This window comes from Enterobacter sp. KBR-315C3_2022, assembly GCF_041399425.1.
In the GTDB taxonomy this organism is placed as follows: domain Bacteria; phylum Pseudomonadota; class Gammaproteobacteria; order Enterobacterales; family Enterobacteriaceae; genus Enterobacter.
This window is the reverse complement of record NZ_JBGKEB010000015.1, coordinates 72,362-91,302: the sequence shown is the minus strand read 5'-3', so window position 1 is coordinate 91,302 and position 18,941 is coordinate 72,362. Positions and strand designations below refer to the sequence as shown.

Below are 18,941 nucleotides of genomic sequence, written 5' to 3'. Positions count from 1 at the left end.
CCGCGCACGGGTGACCCCCCCCCCCCCCCCCCCCCAGGCCGCTCTCTCGTGTCACCCACCCAACACCTTCCTCGCTTCCCGCGTCACGTTATCCATCTCGTCCAGCAGCTCCAGAAACTCGGGCTCAAGCTCGGCCTCCGGCGTGCCGCCGCGCAGCTGCTGCTCCAGCAGCTGGCAGAGGTTTTTCAGCCGCGGCACGCCGCTGTAGCCGCAACTGCCGTGCAGCTTGTGGATGGCGTCCAGCAAATCTTCCGGGTTCTCGCCCACCAGCTGTTCCTCCACCTTGTTACGGATCTCCGGCAGGAAGGCGATCAGCATTTGCAGCATCTCGCGCGCTAAGTCGGTTTTACCCGCGGCCTGGCGCAGCGCCAGCTGCCAGTCGAGCGTCGCGTTAGGGTTGATATCCTGAGCCGGTTCGCTCGGCTGGGCTGAAAACGTGTATGACCCGCCAATCCGATCGGGTTTGTAGCGCAGCAGCAGGTTATGCAGCTTTTCTTCATCTATCGGTTTCGCCAGGTAATCGTTCATCCCGGCGTTGAGAAGCTTCTCCTTCTGACCGGCCATCGCGTGGGCGGTAACGGCAATCACCGGCGTCTGCTGCTGGTGCGGCAGCTGGCGGATCAGCTCGCAGGCGCGGATGCCGTCCATGCCCGGCATTTGAATATCCATCAGAATCAGGTCGAACTGCATCTGTTTGGCTTGCTCAACTGCCTGCGCCCCGCTGGTGCACAGCTCAACGTGCTGAACCTGATCCTCCAGCAGCACGCCGATAAGCTTGAGGTTCGCCGGGTTGTCATCCACCGCCATCACGGTCATCGCCAGCTTGCTCTCTTCCTCTATCAGCGGCAGGGCGTGCTTGCTCAGGCGGCAATATTCCGTCAGCGCAGGAAGCAGCCGCGTGGCGGTAAGCGGCTTCAGCAGGCAGGCTGCGGCACCGTCGTTTTTCAGCTCTTCGGCGTTTATCTGCGCATGGCACGGCAGGGCCAGCAGCAGGTAGTCGGTCATTGAGGCCGCCTTTGCCAGCCGCTCCTGCTGCATGGTCAGCTCGCCGGTAAAGGTAACGGGTATGCCCATCAGCAGAATATCGTAGTGATCGATCGCCAGCGCCGAGAAGGTCGGGCTGTAGATAACCTCCAGCGGCGTGGTGCTTAAAATATCCAGCGTACACTGCGCCGCCGCGGCGTTAGGCTCAACGTAGGCCAGGCGCATGCCTTTCAGGCAGCCGGTCATCGGGCCGTCCGTCAGCACGTTTGGATTGAGGTCGAGATTGATATGGAACCAGAAGGTGGAGCCGCGGTTAGGCTGGCTGTGGAACGAGATATCTCCGCCCATCTCTTTGACCAGCTTTTGGGTGATCACCAGCCCCAGCCCGGTACCGCCGTGGCGGCGCGAGATGCTGGCATCCGCCTGGCGGAACGCCTGGAAGAGGCGCGACTGATCGCGCTCCGGAATACCAATCCCGGTATCGCGGATCTGCACCTCAACCTGCACCTTGTTGTTACTGAGCGCCCGCTTCTCCACCAGAATATCGATATTGCCGCTTTCGGTGAACTTGATGGCGTTCCCCACCAGGTTGGTGATCACCTGCTGCAGGCGCAGCGGGTCGCCGATGACGTTATCCGGCACGTCGTTTTTAATGTTAAGCGTCAGCTCCAGCCCCTTGTCGTGCGAGGAGTGGGCGAGAAGCGTCACCACCTCATCCAGCGTGCTGCGCAGCGGGAACGGAATGCTTTCCAGGATCAGCTTGCCCGCTTCCAGCTTGGAGAAGTCCAGCACGTCGTTAATGATCGCCAGCAGGTTGTTGGCCGAGCGCTCAATGGTGTGCAGATGATCGCGCTGGGTGGGGTTCAGCTCGCTCTTGAGCGTGAGGCGGGTAAAGCCGATGACGCCGTTGAGCGGCGTGCGCAGCTCGTGCGACATATTGGCCAGGAACTCGGACTTAATGCGCGCCGCTTCCTGAGCGCGTTTTTTCGCCAGATCCAGCTCGACGTTCTGAATTTCCATCTGCTCCAGCGTTTCGCGCAGATCGGAGGTGGCCTGATCGACGTTGTGCTGCATCTCTTCGTGGTAGGCCGCCAGCGACATCGCCATCGAGTTAATGCCGTTCTTGAGCATGTCCAGCTCGCCGAGCATAAACCCTTCCACGCGGCTGTCGAGCTGCCCGCGGCGGATGCGGTCAACGGTGTTCACCATGTTGCGGATTGGCCCGGTCACGTCGCGCATCAGTCGCCAGCCGAAAATCAGGGCAATGCCGATGCAGAACAGCATCATCATGCCGGAGACAAAAATTTCTTTGTACTGCTGCAGCCGCACCGACTTGAGATCCAGCTCCAGCGCCACATATCCCAACATATTATTGCCGGTTTTGGCATCGGACGTGGCGGATTCATCGGGTGAATAGCTCTCGGAGATAATCGGCGTGCGCAGAATCATAATATCCCCGCGGCGCAGTACGCTCAGATGGCGCGGGAACGGCGTACCGTTGGGGATCTGCAGCTGCGCCGGGTCGAGATGGAAGTTTGACGTCACGAACAGGCGGTTATGTTCGTCATACACGGAAATGGCCCGCACGATGTCGGAGTGACGGCGGTGCAGCACGCTGATTAACTGGCCAATGGATTCGCGGTTTTGCAGGTTCATCCCGTATTCGCTGGAGACGGCGAGCGGTTCGATAATGCTCGCTCCCGCGTCTTCAAGCTGCCGCTGCAGGTCGTTATAGCGGTGCACCACAAAGAAGATGCTCAGCAGCAAACCGATTAGCACGGTGGGGGCGAGGATCAAAATCATCATGCGAGCACGCAGGCTGTAGTTGGTCATGGCGTTCCGTTATGGGACAATTAGGATAATTATGTATATTTGAGAAAAATCTCGGCGATGGCGCAATTCTACTCTGCAAAGCGACGCGTGACGACGCGTCAGATCATAACTGTTGAAGCAACGGACCTCGACCCCTTTGGTCAGGGCGTTGCACGCCACAACGGTAAGGCACTGTTTGTCACTGGTTTGCTGCCAGCGGAGCGCGCTGACGTTACGCTGACCGAAGACAAACGCCAGTACGCTCGCGGCCGGGTTAAGCGTCGTCTTAATGATAGCCCTGAACGCGCCGCGCCGCGCTGCCCGCACTTTGGCGTCTGCGGCGGGTGCCAGCAGCAGCACGCGAGCGTCGCGCTGCAGCAGCAGAGCAAAAGCCGCGCGCTGGCGCGCCTGCTCAAGCACGACGTCAATGACATTATTGCCGACCAGCCGTGGGGCTACCGCCGCCGCGCGCGCCTGAGCCTGAACTATTCTCCGAAGACCGAGCGTCTGGATATGGGGTTTCGCCAGGCGGGCTCCAGCGATATCGTCGACATCCCGCAGTGCCCCATTTTGGTGCCCCGCCTTGAGGCATTGCTCCCGGACGTGCGCGCCTGCCTCGCGTCGCTGGAGGGCGTTCGCCATCTCGGCCACGCTGAGCTGGTGCTGGCGAACAATGGCCCGCTGATGGTTTTACGCCATACTTCACCGCTGTCGGATAAAGATCGGCAAAAACTGGAACGCTTTTCGCATTCCCAGGAGCTCGCGCTTTTCCTCGCGCCGCAAAGCGAGATACTGGAGCAGCTAACGGGAGACGCGCCCTGGTATGCCGCAAACGGGCTACGCTTAACGTTCAGCCCGCGAGATTTTATCCAGGTGAACGACGGCGTGAACCAGCAGATGATTGCGCAGGCGCTGGCGTGGCTGGACGTTCAACCCACTGACCGCGTGTTGGATCTCTTCTGCGGCATGGGCAACTTCACGCTGCCGCTGGCGCAAAAGGCGGCGAGTGTAGTGGGCGTTGAAGGCGTCGAGGCGCTGGTGGCGAAAGGGCAGGAAAATGCCCGAGAGAACGGCCTGCAGAACGTGACATTCTTTCATCAGAACCTTGAGGAAGACGTCACCAGGCAGCCCTGGGCGAAGCAGGGCTTCGACAAAATTCTTCTCGATCCGGCGCGTGCGGGCGCACCGGGCGTAATGGCACATATTATTAAACTCGCCGCAAAACGCGTGGTCTATGTTTCCTGTAACCCGGCAACGCTTGCCAGGGACAGCGAGGCATTAACAGCGGCGGGTTACCAGATTCAGCGTCTGGCAATGCTGGACATGTTCCCGCACACTGGGCATCTGGAATCGATGGTGTTGTTTGAGCACATCTAATGAGTTTGGCTTGTCGACTTCGACAGGCCCTTGTCCCTAAAGGAGAGGACGATGGTTGCGGTAAGAAGTGCACATCTTAATAAAGCTGGTGAGTTTGACCCACAAAAATGGATCGTAAGTCTGGGGATTTCCAGCCAGCAGTCGTGTGAACGCTTAACCGAAACCTGGGCCTACTGTTTGCGCACCACCACGGGCCATCCGGACGCCGACCTCCTTCTGTGGCGCGGCGTGGAGATGGTTGAAATCTTATCCATGTTGAACATGGATATCGAAACGCTGCAGGCTTCGCTTCTGTTTCCGCTTGCCGACGCTGACGTCGTCAGCGAGGACGTTCTGCGCGAAAGCGTAGGCAAGCCCGTGGTGGCACTGATCCACGGCGTGCGTGATATGGCGGCTATTCGCCAGCTTAAGGCGGCGCACACGGACTCCGTCTCGTCGGAGCAGGTCGACAACGTGCGCCGGATGCTGTTGGCGATGGTGGATGATTTCCGCTGCGTGGTCATTAAGCTTGCCGAGCGTATTGCCCACCTGCGTGAAGTGAAGGATGCGCCGGAAGACGAGCGCGTGCTGGCCGCCAAAGAGTGTACAAACATCTACGCTCCGCTGGCGAACCGCTTAGGGATTGGCCAGCTGAAATGGGAGCTTGAGGACTACTGCTTCCGCTACCTGCACCCGGCGGAATACAAGCGCATCGCCAAGCTGCTGCACGAGCGCCGCATTGACCGCGAGCACTACATCGACGAGTTCGTCGGCGGGCTGCGCCAGTCGATGAAGGAAGAGAACGTGCGCGCGGAAGTGTACGGTCGTCCGAAGCACATCTACAGCATCTGGCGCAAAATGCAGAAAAAGCATCTCGCCTTTGACGAGCTGTTTGACGTGCGCGCGGTGCGCATCGTGGCCGAGCGTCTGCAGGACTGCTACGCCGCGCTCGGGATCGTGCACACGCACTTCCGCCACCTGCCGGACGAGTTCGATGACTATGTCGCGAACCCAAAACCGAACGGCTACCAGTCTATTCATACCGTGGTGCTTGGCCCGGGCGGCAAGACGGTTGAAATCCAGATCCGCACCAAACAGATGCACGAGGACGCCGAGCTGGGCGTGGCCGCGCACTGGAAATACAAAGAAGGCACCTCTGGCGGGGCGCGCTCCGGCCACGAGGACCGCATCGCCTGGCTGCGCAAGCTGATTGCGTGGCAGGAAGAGATGGCGGATTCCGGCGAAATGCTCGATGAGGTCCGCAGCCAGGTCTTCGACGACCGCGTGTACGTCTTTACCCCGAAAGGCGACGTTGTCGACCTTCCGGCTGGCTCGACGCCGCTCGACTTTGCGTACCACATCCACAGTGACGTTGGGCACCGCTGCATCGGCGCGAAAATCGGTGGGCGCATTGTGCCGTTCACCTATCAGCTGCAGATGGGCGACCAGATTGAAATCATCACCCAGAAGCAGCCAAACCCAAGCCGCGACTGGCTCAACCCGAACCTGGGCTACGTCACGACAAGCCGCGGGCGTTCCAAGATCCACGCCTGGTTCCGCAAGCAGGATCGCGACAAGAACATCCTCGCTGGACGTCAGATCCTGGACGACGAGCTTGAGCACGTCGGCATCAGCCTGAAAGAGGCTGAGAAATTCCTGCTGCCGCGCTACAACTTCAACGAGCTGGACGAGCTGCTGGCCGCGATCGGCGGCGGTGATATCCGCCTCAATCAGATGGTCAACTTCCTGCAGGCGCAGTTCAACAAGCCAAGCGCCGAAGAGCAGGATGCGGCCGCGCTGAAGCAGCTGCAGCAGAAAACCTACGCGCCGCAGCAGCGCAGCAAGGACAATGGCCGCGTGGTGGTCGAGGGCGTGGGCAATTTGATGCACCACATCGCCCGCTGCTGCCAGCCGATCCCGGGCGACGATATCGTCGGCTTTATCACCCAGGGGCGCGGGATCTCCATCCACCGCTCGGACTGTGACCAGCTTGCGGAGCTCCAGTCGCACGCGCCTGAGCGCATCGTGGAAGCCGTCTGGGGTGAAAGCTACTCTGCGGGCTATTCGCTGGTGGTGCGCGTCACCGCCAACGACCGCAGCGGCCTGCTGCGCGACATCACGACCATTCTCGCCAACGAGAAGGTTAACGTGCTGGGCGTCGCCAGCCGCAGCGATACCCGCGAGCAGCTTGCCACCATCGATATGACCATCGAAATCTACAACCTGCAGGTGCTGGGCCGCGTGCTTGGCAAACTGAACCAGGTGCCGGACGTGATTGACGCGCGTCGTCTGCACGGCGGTTAAATTCCCTCTATGTAGGCCGGGTAAGGCGAAGCCGCCGCCCGGCATTTTTCCATCAGGACAGAACTATGACTCAAATCGACCGCCTGCTCGGCATCATGAAACGCCTGCGCGATCCGGAAAACGGCTGCCCGTGGGATAAAGAGCAGACTTTCGCCAGCATCGCACCGTACACCCTCGAAGAGACCTACGAGGTGCTGGACGCCATCTCCCGCGAGGACTTTGACGACCTGCGCGGCGAGCTGGGCGATCTCCTGTTCCAGGTGGTGTTTTATGCGCAGATGGCGCAGGAAGAAGGGCGCTTTAACTTCGACGATATCTGCGCCGCCATCAGCGACAAGCTGGAGCGCCGTCACCCGCACATTTTTGGCGATGCCACCGCGGGCAACAGCACGGAGGTGCTGGCGCGCTGGGAAGCGATTAAAAGCGCCGAGCGCGCGGAAAAATCCCAGCACTCCGCGCTGGACGACATCCCGCTGAACCTGCCCGCCCTGATGCGCGCGCATAAAATCCAAAAACGCTGCTCCGCCGTGGGCTTTGACTGGACCTCCCTTGGCCCGGTGCTGGACAAAGTGCACGAAGAGATCGACGAAGTGATGCACGAAGCGCAGCAGGCCGTGGTGGATGAGGCGAAGCTGGAAGAGGAGATGGGCGACCTGTTGTTCGCCACCGTCAACCTCTCTCGCCACCTGGGCGTGAAAGCGGAAACCGCGCTGCAAAAAGCGAACATCAAGTTTGAGCGCCGCTTTCGCGAAGTCGAGCGTATCGTGGCCTCACGCGGCCTGGAAATGACCGGAATCGACCTCGAACAGATGGAAGAGGTATGGCAGGAAGTAAAACGCCAGGAATCTGATCTCTAACGGAATTTTGCGATCAAGCGCTATTTGTGTGATTTTTTAAATGACAAGCGCTTGATTTGCGTCAAAAACATTTACCCAAAAGGGGCTATTTTCTCACTCCTTATGTTTGTCGTGACCTGAGATGGAGACGGAGAATGAATGTTTGTGGCGCTCGCCGTGTTCGGGTATACTACTTTCCCGTCCTGGTTATTCCATCGTTTCACCCTAACTTCTCAGGTTCAGCATGACAACGAACTATATTTTTGTGACCGGCGGGGTCGTATCCTCTCTGGGTAAAGGCATTGCCGCAGCCTCCCTCGCAGCCATTCTTGAAGCCCGTGGCCTCAATGTGACCATGATGAAACTGGATCCGTACATCAACGTCGATCCTGGCACCATGAGCCCAACCCAACACGGGGAAGTGTTCGTTACTGAAGACGGCGCTGAAACCGATCTGGATCTTGGCCACTACGAGCGCTTCATCCGCACCAAAATGACCCGTCGTAACAACTTCACGACGGGCCGTATTTACTCCGACGTTCTGCGTAAAGAGCGCCGCGGAGACTATCTTGGTGCGACCGTTCAGGTTATCCCACACATCACTAACGCCATTAAAGAGCGCGTCCTTGCCGGTGGCGAAGGTCACGACGTGGTGCTGGTTGAAATCGGCGGTACCGTGGGTGACATCGAATCCCTGCCGTTCCTGGAAGCGATTCGCCAGCTGGCGGTAGATATTGGCCGTGAAAACGCGCTGTTCATGCACCTGACGCTGGTGCCTTACATGGCGGCCGCAGGTGAAGTGAAAACCAAACCGACCCAGCACTCCGTTAAAGAGCTGCTTTCTATCGGTATTCAGCCAGACATCCTGGTGTGTCGTTCCGATCGCGCTATCCCTGCGAACGAACGCGCTAAAATTGCATTGTTCTGTAACGTGCCGGAAAAAGCCGTTATCTCAATGAAAGATGTCGATTCCATTTATAAAATTCCTGGCCTGTTGAAATCACAGGGCCTGGACGATTATATTTGTAAACGATTCAGCTTGAACTGTCCGGAAGCTAACCTGTCAGAATGGGAACAGGTGATTTACGAAGAAGCGAACCCGGCGGGCGAAGTGACTATCGGTATGGTCGGCAAGTACATTGAACTGCCGGATGCCTACAAGTCCGTTATCGAAGCGCTGAAACACGGTGGTCTGAAGAACCGCGTTTCCGTGAACATCAAGCTGATTGATTCGCAGGATGTTGAAACGCGCGGCGTTGAAATCCTGAAAGATCTGGATGCGATTCTGATCCCTGGCGGCTTCGGCTACCGCGGCGTAGAAGGCAAGATCGCCACCGCGCGCTATGCGCGTGAAAACAATATTCCGTACCTCGGCATCTGCCTGGGTATGCAGGTTGCGCTGATCGAATTTGCGCGCAACGTAGCGGGAATGGAAAACGCGAACTCTACGGAATTTGTGCCAGACTGTAAGTACCCTGTTGTGGCGCTGATTACCGAGTGGCGTGACGAAGACGGCAACGTTGAAGTCCGTACTGAGAAGAGCGATCTGGGTGGCACGATGCGTCTTGGCGCACAGGCCTGCCAGCTGTCCGACGATAGCGTGGTTCGCAAGCTGTACGGCGAGCCAACCATCACCGAGCGCCATCGTCACCGCTATGAAGTCAACAATATGCTGTTGAAACAAATTGAAGCTGCGGGTCTGCGCGTTGCAGGCCGCTCCGGGGACGACCAGCTCGTCGAGATCATTGAGGTGCCTAACCATCCGTGGTTCGTTGCCTGCCAATTCCACCCGGAATTTACTTCAACGCCACGTGATGGACACCCGCTGTTCGCAGGCTTCGTAAAAGCCGCCAGCGACTACCAAAAGCGTCAGGCGAAGTAAAAAGTTAGAGCGACAACGCGTACCCCTGGTACGCGTTGTTTGTCTGGAGTTTTAGTTTAACTTGTACTGAGGAAAATCTAATGTCCAAAATCGTTAAAGTCATCGGTCGTGAAATCATCGACTCCCGTGGTAACCCGACCGTTGAAGCTGAAGTTCATCTGGAAGGTGGTTTCGTCGGTATGGCAGCTGCTCCATCAGGTGCTTCTACTGGTTCCCGCGAAGCGCTGGAACTGCGCGATGGCGACAAATCCCGTTTCCTGGGCAAAGGCGTACTGAAAGCGGTTGGCGCTGTAAACGGTCCTATCGCTCAGGCGATCCTTGGCAAAGACGCCAAAGACCAGGCTGGCATCGACAAGATCATGATCGATCTGGACGGTACTGAAAACAAATCTAACTTCGGTGCGAACGCAATCCTGGCCGTATCCCTGGCAAACGCCAAAGCAGCAGCCGCTGCGAAAGGCCAGCCACTGTTCGAGCACATCGCTGAACTGAACGGCACCCCAGGCAAATACTCCATGCCAGTACCAATGATGAACATCATCAACGGTGGTGAGCACGCGGACAACAACGTTGATATTCAGGAATTCATGATTCAGCCAGTTGGCGCGAAAACCCTGAAAGAAGCAGTTCGCATGGGTTCTGAAGTGTTCCACAACCTGGCTAAAGTTCTGAAAGCTAAAGGTATGAACACCGCTGTTGGTGACGAAGGTGGCTACGCGCCAAACCTGGGTTCTAACGCAGAAGCGCTGGCTGTTATCGCTGAAGCGGTAAAAGCTGCTGGCTACGAGCTGGGCAAAGACATCACCCTGGCGATGGACTGTGCAGCATCTGAGTTCTACAAAGACGGTAAATACGTTCTGGCTGGCGAAGGCAACAAAGCGTTCACCTCTGAAGAATTCACCCACTTCCTGGAAGACCTGACCAAACAGTACCCAATCGTTTCTATCGAAGACGGTCTGGACGAGTCTGACTGGGATGGTTTCGCATACCAGACTAAAGTACTGGGCGACAAAATCCAGCTGGTTGGTGACGATCTGTTCGTAACCAACACCAAGATCCTGAAAGAAGGCATCGAGAAAGGCATCGTTAACTCCATCCTGATCAAATTCAACCAGATCGGTTCTCTGACCGAAACTCTGGCTGCGATCAAAATGGCGAAAGACGCTGGCTACACCGCTGTGATCTCTCACCGTTCTGGCGAAACTGAAGACGCTACCATCGCTGACCTGGCTGTTGGTACCGCTGCTGGCCAGATCAAAACCGGTTCTATGAGCCGTTCTGACCGTGTTGCTAAGTACAACCAGCTGATTCGTATCGAAGAAGCGCTGGGCGAAAAAGCACCATACAATGGTCGTAAAGAGATCAAAGGTCAGGCGTAATCCTGAGCATTTGTTCTGATAAAAAACCCGCTTCGGCGGGTTTTTTTATGTCTGGCCTAAAGCAGAAGAGGCAGCGTCGCGCTGGCCGTCTGCTGGCTGACCTCGCCGTAATGCTCATCAAGCGCGATTAGCGACGTGCTCAGCAGCTCAATCAGCAGCATCACACCCACCTTTGCATTCAATGCCCCTGCGCTTAGCGGCCCTTCCGGCTTTGCTGCCACCAGCTGTATATCGCACAGCGAGGCCAGCGGGCTGCGCGGCGTGTTGCTGAGCGCCAGCACCGGGACTCCGCGCTTGCGCGCCAGCTTAACCACGTGCAGCAAATCGCGCGTTGAACCCGAGCTGGAAATTGCCACCACCAGCGACTCTTCCGACAGCGTGGCGGCATTCATTGCCGCACGGTGCATATCGCTGAACAGCTGCGCCGGCTTGCCAAAGCGCAGCAGCTTGTAGTGCAGATACTCGCCCAGAATTGCGCTGGCGGCCACGCCGTAGATCTGAACCGATCGTGCCTGGTGCAGCGCGAGCGCTGCTTTCTCAAGTAACGCCCTGTCGAGCAGCCTGGCGGTGTCCTGCAGGGCCTGCACGGACTCGTCGACAACGCTGTCGATCGCATCGCCCTGCTGGCGAGCGGGCTGCCCCTGCTGAATATCCAGCGCCAGCGCCATTTTAAATTCGTTATATCCCTTACAGCCCAGCGTGCGGCACAGGCGCGTCACGCTTGCCTCGCTGGTAAGGCTTTCGCGCGCCAGCTCGGTAATGGTGAGGTAAAGCACCCGCGCCGGATCCTGAAGCACGAACTCGCCCAGTTTTTTCTGCGTGGGGCTGTATCCAGAGAGCCCCTGACGCAGCCTCAGCAGCAGGTTTTCATTTTCTGACATGCAAAATCCTTAATGCGTTTCTCTGCTGGCTAGTGTGGCGGAAAGCAGGGGAGAGATGCCAGTCATTTTAAAAAAGTATGATCCGCGTCCAGGTTGTTGGTGATAATTTTCAGTTTGTAGATTTTATGTGGTAAAAATTTTCATCGATTCTCGGGGGAATGAAAAAATGATGCAAATGATGAGTGGCGCGTCTTCGGGCGGATGGTTTGAAAAGGCGCAGCGCTTTGGCAAATCCTTCATGCTGCCAATCGCGGTACTGCCCGCGGCGGGATTGCTGCTGGGGATCGGCGGGGCGCTGTCGAATCCCAACACGCTGACGGCGTATCCTTTCTTAGACGTCGGCTGGCTGCAGGCCATCTTTACCATCATGAGCAGCGCCGGTTCGATTGTCTTTGCGAACCTCTCGGTGCTGTTTGCGGTGGGGGTCGCAGTCGGTCTGGCGAAAACCGATAAAGGCACCGCGGGGCTGGCGGCGCTGCTTGCGTTTCTTGTGATGAATGCCACCATCAACGCGCTGCTGATCCTGACCGGCAGGCTGGCGCTGGAAAATCCGGGCGCCGTGGGGCAGGGGATGACGCTGGGCATCCAGACGCTGGAAACCGGCGTGTTTGGCGGCGTGGTGATTGGCCTCGTGACCTGCTCGCTGCACCACCGCTTCAATAAAATTGCGCTGCCTCAGTTCCTCGGATTCTTCGGCGGCTCCCGCTTCGTGCCCATCGTGAGCTCTCTGGCGGCCATCCTCGTTGGCGCGGCAATGATCGTAGTATGGCCGCACTTCCAGAAGCAGATTTTTGGCCTGGGTGGCCTGGTGGACGCCACGGGCTATGTGGGCACGATGCTCTACGGCTTTATCCTGCGCATGCTCGGGCCGTTTGGCTTGCACCATATTTTCTATCTGCCCTTCTGGACCACCGCGCTCGGCGGCAGCGAGATGGTCAACGGCCACCTGGTGGAAGGCACGCAGCGTATCTTCTTCGCCCAGCTGGCGGACCCGACCACCCGCCAGTTTTATGAAGGCACCTCCCGGTTTATGTCCGGGCGTTTTATCACCATGATGTTTGGCCTGCTGGGCGCCTGCCTTGCCATGTACCACACGGCAAAGCCGGAAAACAAAAAGCGCGTTGCGGGCCTGCTGCTCTCCGCGGCGTTAACCTCTTTCCTGACGGGCATCACGGAGCCGATTGAGTTCTCCTTCCTGTTCGTTGCGCCCGTGCTGTACGTGATCCACGCGGTGTTCGACGGCCTGGCGTTTATGCTCGCCCACATTCTGCACATCACCATCGGGCAGACCTTCTCCGGCGGATTCATTGACTTCGTGCTGTTCGGCATTCTTCAGGGCGAGGCCAAAACCCACTGGATGTTCGTGCCGCTGGTGGGCGTGCCGTGGTTCTTCCTTTACTACTTCACCTTCCGCTATCTGATTAAGCGCTTCAATTTCTTGACCCCGGGCCGTGAAAAAGAGGCCGTGGCGGACGACGTCGCCCTGTCGCAAAGCGAGCGCGCCGCCGCCGTGATTGCCGGACTCGGAGGCAAAGACAATCTGGAAGAGGTGGACTGCTGCGCCACGCGCCTTCGCGTCACGGTGAAAGAGGGCAGCAAGGTGGACGACGCGGCGCTCAAGGCCACCGGCGCGCGCGGCGTGATCGTGCGCGGCAACGGCGTTCAGGTCATTTACGGCCCGCACGTCACGATTATTAAAAACGAAGTGGAAGAGATTTTATCGCTATGAAAACCGTACTGGATACCCTGAAAAGAAAGCTGGTCGTCTCTTGTCAGGCGCTGGAAAACGAACCTCTGCACAGCCCGTTTATCATGTCGCGAATGGCGCTGGCGGCGGCGCAGGGCGGAGCCGCGGCGATCCGCGCGAACAGCGTGGTGGATATCGATGCGATCAAAAAGCAGGTTTCGCTGCCGATTATCGGCATCATCAAGCGAGACTATCCGGGAAGCGACGTCTTTATCACCGCCACGATGAAAGAGGTGGATGAGCTGATGGGCGTTTCGCCGGAGATCATTGCCCTGGACGCCACGTCGCGTCCGCGCCCCGGCGGGCAGCCGCTCGACGCGCTGGTGGCGCAAATCCGCGCCCGCTATCCCTCGCTCCTGCTGATGGCGGATATCTCCTCGGTGGAAGAAGCCGCGGCGGCGCAGGCGCTGGGATTCGACTGCGTCGGCACTACGCTCTACGGCTACACCGCAGAGACCAAGGGCCACGCCCTGCCGGACGATAGCTGCGCGTTCCTTCGCGACGTGCTGGCGGCCGTCACGATCCCGGTAGTGGCGGAAGGGAACGTAGATACGCCGGAGCGGGCGGCGACGTGCCTCGCGCTGGGCGCTCATACGGTGGTGGTCGGCGGGGCGATTACCCGTCCGCAGCAGATCACCGAGCGGTTTATGGCGGCGATCGGCGCGCAAAGCACCGATGGAGCATGATCATCAGGCGGGGATCTGCGATACTTATCGTTTATCCCCTTAACTGAGATGACTATGCAGTACCCGATTAACGAGATGTTCCAGACCCTGCAAGGCGAGGGTTACTTTACCGGCGTTCCCGCAATTTTTATTCGTTTACAGGGATGCCCGGTTGGCTGCGCCTGGTGTGATACCAAACATACGTGGGATAAGCTCGCAGATCGGGAAGTATCGCTGTTTAGCATTCTGGCGAAAACCAAAGAGAGCGATAAGTGGGGCGCGGGCAGCGCGGAAGATCTGCTGGCGATTATTGGTCGTCAGGGCTGGACGGCGCGCCACGTGGTGATTACCGGCGGCGAGCCGTGCATTCACGATCTCACGGCGCTGACCGATCTGCTCGAAAAGAGCGGCTACAGCTGCCAGATTGAGACCAGCGGCACGCACGAGGTGCGCTGCTCGCACGCTACATGGGTGACGGTATCGCCGAAGGTGAATATGCGCGGCGGATACGACGTGCTCTCTCAGGCGCTGGAGCGTGCGGACGAAATCAAACACCCGGTGGGCCGCGTGCGCGATATCGAAGCGCTGGACGAGCTGCTGGCGACGCTGACGGATGAAAAGCAGCGCGTGATTGCCCTGCAGCCGATCAGCCAGAAAGACGACGCGACGCGCCTGTGCATTGAAACCTGCATCGCGCGCAACTGGCGCCTGTCGATGCAGACGCACAAGTATCTGAATATTGCTTAAAAAAATAGCCCGATGGCGCTAGCGCTCACCGGGCTTACGGTTCGAAGCTCTTGCAGGCCGGGTAAGCGTCAGCGCCACCCGGCAAGCATCACTCCCCGCGATACACGCAGCCTGCCGTACAGGTCTCTTTGATCATCACCGCGCTCAGCAGCGGCACCAGCGGCTTCATCTGATCCCAAATCCATTTCGCCAGCACTTCGCTGGTCGGGTTTTCAAGACCCGGAATATCATTCAGATAGTAGTGATCCAGACGATCGTACGTCGGCTTGAAGGCGGCCTTCAGCTCGGCAAAATCCATGATCCAACCGGTATGCGGATCGACTTCACCGGTGATCTCAAGACGCACCATAAACGAGTGCCCGTGCAGGCGGCCACATTTATGCCCTTCTGGCACATGCGGAAGGTGGTGAGCGGCTTCGAAGGTGAAATCTTTAAACAGTGTGGTGGACATCATGAACTCTCAAAAAATGCGGAAAAAACCGGCGCATAGTACCGGAAAGTACAATTTTTAGCATTAACTAAAACGGCTTTTACCTGAAACGGCATTCGGCGCGGGGCGTTATGTCGGTTTTGTCGTATAAAATCATCGGGTTACTTAATCACTTTTATCGTTAAGAACGATAGCTAAAACAGGTTAGTCCATTTGGTTATTTATTATTTCCATCCCTTCTTTAATTGTTATTATCCTCGCCGTTAACCTTATCGCTAGTTTGGTTTTTTTGCATAAATTCCGCTTTGCTACTGGAACAAAACGACGCATGACGACACAGGCCCCACCTTCGAACCTGCTTCCCCTGAACCCGGAGCAGCTGGCGCGCCTCCAGGCCGCAACCACTGATTTTTCACCGACCCAGCTTGCCTGGGTGTCCGGCTATTTTTGGGGAATGCTTAACCAGCAGCCTGGCGCCGTGGCGTCGGCTCCTCCTGCGGCCGTTGCGATCCCGGCGATTACGCTTATCTCCGCCTCGCAGACGGGTAACGCCCGCCGCGTGGCCGAGGCGCTGCGTGACGACCTTCTCGCCGCTAAGCTGAACGTGAACCTGGTCAACGCCGGGGATTATAAATTTAAGCAAATCGCGTCAGAAAAACTGCTGGTGGTGGTCACTTCAACGCAGGGTGAAGGTGAGCCCGCAGAAGAAGCCGTCGCGCTGCATAAGTTCCTGTTCTCGAAGAAAGCGCCAAAGCTGGACGGCACCGCCTTTGCCGTGTTTGGCCTGGGTGATACCTCGTACGAGTTCTTCTGCCAGTCCGGTAAAGACTTCGACAGCAGGCTGGCCGAGCTGGGCGCCGAACGCCTGCTGGACCGCGTAGACGCCGACGTTGAATATCAGCCTGCCGCCGCCGAGTGGCGCGCGCGCATCGTTGACGTGCTGAAAGCGCGCGTCCCGCAGGAGACGCCGGCCCAGGCGGCGGCTACCGCTGCCGGCGCGGTGAACGACATTCACACCAGCCCGTATACGAAAGAAGAGCCGCTGACCGCGACGCTCTCCGTTAACCAAAAAATTACCGGCCGTGATTCGCAAAAAGACGTGCGTCATATCGAAATCGACCTGGGTGATTCCGGCCTGCGCTATCGGCCGGGCGACGCGCTGGGGGTCTGGTATCAGAACGATCCTGCGCTGGTGAAAGAGCTGGTTGAGCTGCTGTGGCTGAAGGGCGACGAGCCGGTCACCGTGGACGGTAAAACGCTGGCGCTTTCCGAAGCGCTGCAGTGGCATTTCGAGCTGACGGTCAACACCACAAACATCGTTGAAAATTATGCCACCCTGACGCGCAGCGAGTCGCTGCTGCCGCTGGTGGGCGATAAGGCGAAGCTGCAGCATTACGCGGCGACCACGCCAATTGTCGACATGGTGCGTTTCGCTCCGGCACAGCTGGATGCCGAGGTGCTGATTGGCCTGCTGCGTCCGCTGACGCCGCGCCTCTACTCCATCGCCTCTTCGCAGGCGGAAGTCGAGAGCGAAGTGCACGTGACCGTCGGCGTCGTACGTTATGACATCGAAGGCCGCGCGCGCGCCGGTGGAGCGTCCAGCTTCCTGGCCGACCGCGTGGAGGAAGAGGGCGAAGTGCGCGTCTTTATCGAGCACAACGACAACTTCCGCCTGCCCGAGAACCCGGAAACGCCGGTCATTATGATTGGCCCTGGCACTGGCATTGCGCCGTTCCGCGCCTTTATGCAGCAGCGCGCGGCGGATGACGCGCCCGGTAAAAACTGGCTGTTCTTCGGCAACCCGCACTTTACCGAAGATTTCCTTTATCAGGTGGAGTGGCAGCGCTACGTCAAAGAGGGCGTGCTGACCCGCATCGATCTGGCCTGGTCCCGCGATCAGGCACAAAAAATATACGTACAAGACAAGCTGCGCGAACAGGGCGCAGAGCTGTGGCGCTGGATCAATGACGGTGCCCACATTTACGTCTGCGGCGACGCCAATCGCATGGCGAAAGACGTTGAGCAGGCGCTGCTGGAAGTGATTGCCCAATTCGGCGGTATGGACGTCGAAACGGCGGATGAATTTTTAAGTGAGCTGCGCGTTGAGCGCCGTTATCAGCGAGATGTCTACTAATGAGCGAAAAACATCCTGGCCCACTGGTGGTCGAAGGCAAACTGACCGATGCCGAGCGCATGAAGGTAGAGAGCAACTACCTGCGCGGCACCATTGCCGAAGATTTAAATGACGGCCTGACGGGCGGTTTTAAAGGCGACAACTTCCTGCTGATCCGCTTTCACGGCATGTATCAGCAGGACGACCGCGACATCCGCGCCGAGCGCGCGGAGCAAAAGCTGGAGCCGCGCCACGCGATGCTGCTGCGCTGCCGCCTGCCGGGCGGTGTCATCACCACCAACCAGTGGCAGGCGATTGACAAATTTGCCCATGACAACACCCTTTACGGCAGCATCCGCCTGACCAACCGTCAGACGTTCCAGTTCCACGGCATTCTGAAGAAGAACGTCAAGCCGGTGCACCAGATGCTGCACTCCGTTGGCCTGGACGCGCTGGCGACCGCCAACGACATGAACCGTAACGTGCTCTGCACCTCGAACCCGTACGAGTCCGAGCTGCACGCCGAAGCCTACGAGTGGGCGAAGAAGATCTCCGAGCATCTGCTGCCGCGCACCCGTGCCTATGCGGAGATCTGGCTGGATCAGAAAAAGGTCGCGACCACGGACGAAGAGCCGATCCTCGGCCAGACCTACCTGCCGCGCAAGTTCAAAACCACGGTGGTGATCCCGCCGCAGAACGACATCGACCTGCACGCCAACGACATGAGCTTCGTGGCGATTGCCGAAAACGGCAGGCTGGTCGGCTTTAACCTGCTGGTGGGCGGCGGCCTGTCCATCGAGCACGGGAACAAGAAAACCTACGCCCGCACCGCGAGCGAGTTCGGCTATCTGCCGCTGGAGCACACCCTGGCCGTGGCGGAAGCGGTGGTGACGACCCAGCGCGACTGGGGCAACCGTACCGATCGCAAGAACGCGAAAACTAAATATACCCTTGAGCGCGTCGGCGTTGAGACGTTCAAAGAGGAAGTGGAGCGTCGCGCGGGGATCAAATTTGAGCCGATTCGTCCTTACGAATTTACCGGCCGCGGCGATCGCATCGGCTGGGTGAAGGGCATCGACAATAACTGGCACCTGACGCTGTTCATCGAAAACGGCCGCATTCTGGATTATCCGGGCCGTCCGCTGAAAACGGGCCTGCTGGAAATTGCTAAGATCCATAAAGGCGAGTTCCGCATTACCGCTAACCAGAACCTGATTATCGCGGGCGTGCCGGAAAGCGAGAAGGCGCAGATCGAGAAGCTGGCGCGCGACCACGGGCTGATGAACGCGGTCAAGCCGCAGCGTGAAAACTCCATGGCCTGCGTGTCGTTCCCGACCTGCCCGCTGGCGATGGCCGAAGCCGAGCGTTTCCTGCCGTCGTTCACCGACAAAGTGGAGTCGATTCTGGAAAAACACGGCCTGCCTGAAGAGCATATCGTCATGCGCGTGACCGGCTGCCCGAACGGCTGCGGCCGCGCGATGCTGGCCGAGCTGGGGCTGGTCGGCAAAGCGCCGGGCCGCTATAACGTGCACCTTGGCGGCAACCGCATGGGCACGCGCATTCCGCGCATGTACCGCGAAAACATCACGGAACCGGAAATTCTCGATTCCATCGACGAGCTTGTCGGGCGCTGGGCGAAAGAGCGCGAAGTGGGTGAAGGCTTCGGCGACTTTACGGTGCGTGCGGGCATCATTCGCCCGGTGCTCGATCCCGCAAGGGATTTCTGGGAGTAACCCAAATCCCCTCACTCTAACCTGGTTTTCTCCCTCGCCCCTCAGGGGAGAGGGCCGGGGTGAGGGGAAACA

13 protein-coding genes are annotated in these 18,941 nt (G+C 58.5%); 10 read left to right on the top strand and 3 right to left on the bottom strand.

The window, feature by feature from the left end:
- Window positions 1–51: 51 nt before the first annotated feature.
- Window positions 52–2,817 carry a two-component sensor histidine kinase BarA gene (gene barA / locus AB8804_RS16225; RefSeq protein ID WP_371187933.1) on the bottom strand — a complete coding sequence of 922 codons (2,766 nt, stop codon included), beginning with the start codon at window positions 2,815–2,817 and terminating at the stop codon, window positions 52–54.
- Between the two features lie 57 nt (window positions 2,818–2,874).
- Between barA and rlmD the strand changes: the two genes are divergently transcribed.
- The 5 genes from rlmD to eno all read left to right on the top strand — a co-directional run bounded on the left by rlmD (window position 2,875) and on the right by eno (window position 10,553).
- Window positions 2,875–4,173, top strand: a complete 1,299-nt coding sequence (gene rlmD, locus AB8804_RS16220; RefSeq protein WP_371187931.1) for a 23S rRNA (uracil(1939)-C(5))-methyltransferase RlmD — start codon at window positions 2,875–2,877, stop codon at window positions 4,171–4,173.
- A 51-nt stretch (window positions 4,174–4,224) separates the two neighbouring features.
- Entirely contained in the window at window positions 4,225–6,456 is a 2,232-nt protein-coding gene (relA, locus tag AB8804_RS16215) for a GTP diphosphokinase (RefSeq protein WP_371187929.1), read from the top strand.
- 65 nt (window positions 6,457–6,521) lie between these two features.
- Window positions 6,522–7,313, top strand: a complete 792-nt coding sequence (mazG, locus tag AB8804_RS16210) for a nucleoside triphosphate pyrophosphohydrolase (protein ID WP_371187927.1) — start codon at window positions 6,522–6,524, stop codon at window positions 7,311–7,313.
- 223 nt (window positions 7,314–7,536) lie between these two features.
- Complete coding sequence (gene pyrG, locus AB8804_RS16205; protein WP_371187925.1) at window positions 7,537–9,174, top strand: glutamine hydrolyzing CTP synthase; 1,638 nt, start codon at window positions 7,537–7,539, stop codon at window positions 9,172–9,174.
- An 80-nt stretch (window positions 9,175–9,254) separates the two neighbouring features.
- Entirely contained in the window at window positions 9,255–10,553 is a 1,299-nt protein-coding gene (eno, locus tag AB8804_RS16200; protein WP_371187923.1) for a phosphopyruvate hydratase, read from the top strand.
- 56 nt (window positions 10,554–10,609) lie between these two features.
- Here the strand turns inward: eno and AB8804_RS16195 are convergent, their stop codons facing one another.
- Window positions 10,610–11,434, bottom strand: a complete 825-nt coding sequence (locus AB8804_RS16195) for a MurR/RpiR family transcriptional regulator (protein ID WP_371187921.1) — start codon at window positions 11,432–11,434, stop codon at window positions 10,610–10,612.
- Window positions 11,435–11,600: 166 nt separating this feature from the next.
- Between AB8804_RS16195 and AB8804_RS16190 the strand changes: the two genes are divergently transcribed.
- From AB8804_RS16190 to queE, 3 genes are read left to right on the top strand one after another with little or no spacing between them, the layout of a single operon-like run.
- Window positions 11,601–13,163: a PTS transporter subunit EIIC gene (locus AB8804_RS16190; RefSeq protein ID WP_371187919.1), complete on the top strand. Its 1,563-nt coding sequence runs from the start codon at window positions 11,601–11,603 to the stop codon at window positions 13,161–13,163.
- Window positions 13,160–13,867: an N-acetylmannosamine-6-phosphate 2-epimerase gene (locus tag AB8804_RS16185; RefSeq protein ID WP_371187917.1), complete on the top strand. Its 708-nt coding sequence runs from the start codon at window positions 13,160–13,162 to the stop codon at window positions 13,865–13,867. The genes AB8804_RS16190 and AB8804_RS16185 overlap by 4 nt, the downstream gene beginning before the upstream one ends.
- 54 nt (window positions 13,868–13,921) lie before the next feature.
- Window positions 13,922–14,593 carry a 7-carboxy-7-deazaguanine synthase QueE gene (queE, locus tag AB8804_RS16180; protein WP_371187915.1) on the top strand — a complete coding sequence of 224 codons (672 nt, stop codon included), beginning with the start codon at window positions 13,922–13,924 and terminating at the stop codon, window positions 14,591–14,593.
- 88 nt (window positions 14,594–14,681) lie between these two features.
- Here the strand turns inward: queE and queD are convergent, their stop codons facing one another.
- Window positions 14,682–15,047: a 6-carboxytetrahydropterin synthase QueD gene (gene queD, locus AB8804_RS16175; RefSeq protein ID WP_167515535.1), complete on the bottom strand. Its 366-nt coding sequence runs from the start codon at window positions 15,045–15,047 to the stop codon at window positions 14,682–14,684.
- 304 nt (window positions 15,048–15,351) lie between these two features.
- Here queD and cysJ point away from each other — a divergent pair, with 304 nt between their 5' ends.
- The gene (gene cysJ, locus AB8804_RS16170; protein ID WP_371187912.1) at window positions 15,352–17,157 is read left to right on the top strand and encodes an NADPH-dependent assimilatory sulfite reductase flavoprotein subunit; all 1,806 of its coding nucleotides are present in this window, start codon (window positions 15,352–15,354) and stop codon (window positions 17,155–17,157) included.
- Window positions 17,157–18,869, top strand: a complete 1,713-nt coding sequence (cysI, locus tag AB8804_RS16165) for an assimilatory sulfite reductase (NADPH) hemoprotein subunit (protein WP_371187910.1) — start codon at window positions 17,157–17,159, stop codon at window positions 18,867–18,869. The genes cysJ and cysI overlap by 1 nt, the downstream gene beginning before the upstream one ends.
- Window positions 18,870–18,941 lie beyond the last annotated feature (72 nt).

Coding starts and splice junctions, on each gene's coding strand:
- relA (WP_371187929.1), top strand. CDS start 4,225: ATGGTTGCGGTAAGAAGTGCACATCTTAATAAAGCTGGTGAGTTTGAC.
- AB8804_RS16185 (WP_371187917.1), top strand. CDS start 13,160: ATGAAAACCGTACTGGATACCCTGAAAAGAAAGCTGGTCGTCTCTTGT.
- queE (WP_371187915.1), top strand. CDS start 13,922: ATGCAGTACCCGATTAACGAGATGTTCCAGACCCTGCAAGGCGAGGGT.
- queD (WP_167515535.1), bottom strand. CDS start 15,047: ATGATGTCCACCACACTGTTTAAAGATTTCACCTTCGAAGCCGCTCAC.
- barA (WP_371187933.1), bottom strand. CDS start 2,817: ATGACCAACTACAGCCTGCGTGCTCGCATGATGATTTTGATCCTCGCC.
- cysI (WP_371187910.1), top strand. CDS start 17,157: ATGAGCGAAAAACATCCTGGCCCACTGGTGGTCGAAGGCAAACTGACC.
- cysJ (WP_371187912.1), top strand. CDS start 15,352: ATGACGACACAGGCCCCACCTTCGAACCTGCTTCCCCTGAACCCGGAG.
- rlmD (WP_371187931.1), top strand. CDS start 2,875: ATGGCGCAATTCTACTCTGCAAAGCGACGCGTGACGACGCGTCAGATC.
- mazG (WP_371187927.1), top strand. CDS start 6,522: ATGACTCAAATCGACCGCCTGCTCGGCATCATGAAACGCCTGCGCGAT.
- AB8804_RS16190 (WP_371187919.1), top strand. CDS start 11,601: ATGATGCAAATGATGAGTGGCGCGTCTTCGGGCGGATGGTTTGAAAAG.
- pyrG (WP_371187925.1), top strand. CDS start 7,537: ATGACAACGAACTATATTTTTGTGACCGGCGGGGTCGTATCCTCTCTG.
- eno (WP_371187923.1), top strand. CDS start 9,255: ATGTCCAAAATCGTTAAAGTCATCGGTCGTGAAATCATCGACTCCCGT.
- AB8804_RS16195 (WP_371187921.1), bottom strand. CDS start 11,434: ATGTCAGAAAATGAAAACCTGCTGCTGAGGCTGCGTCAGGGGCTCTCT.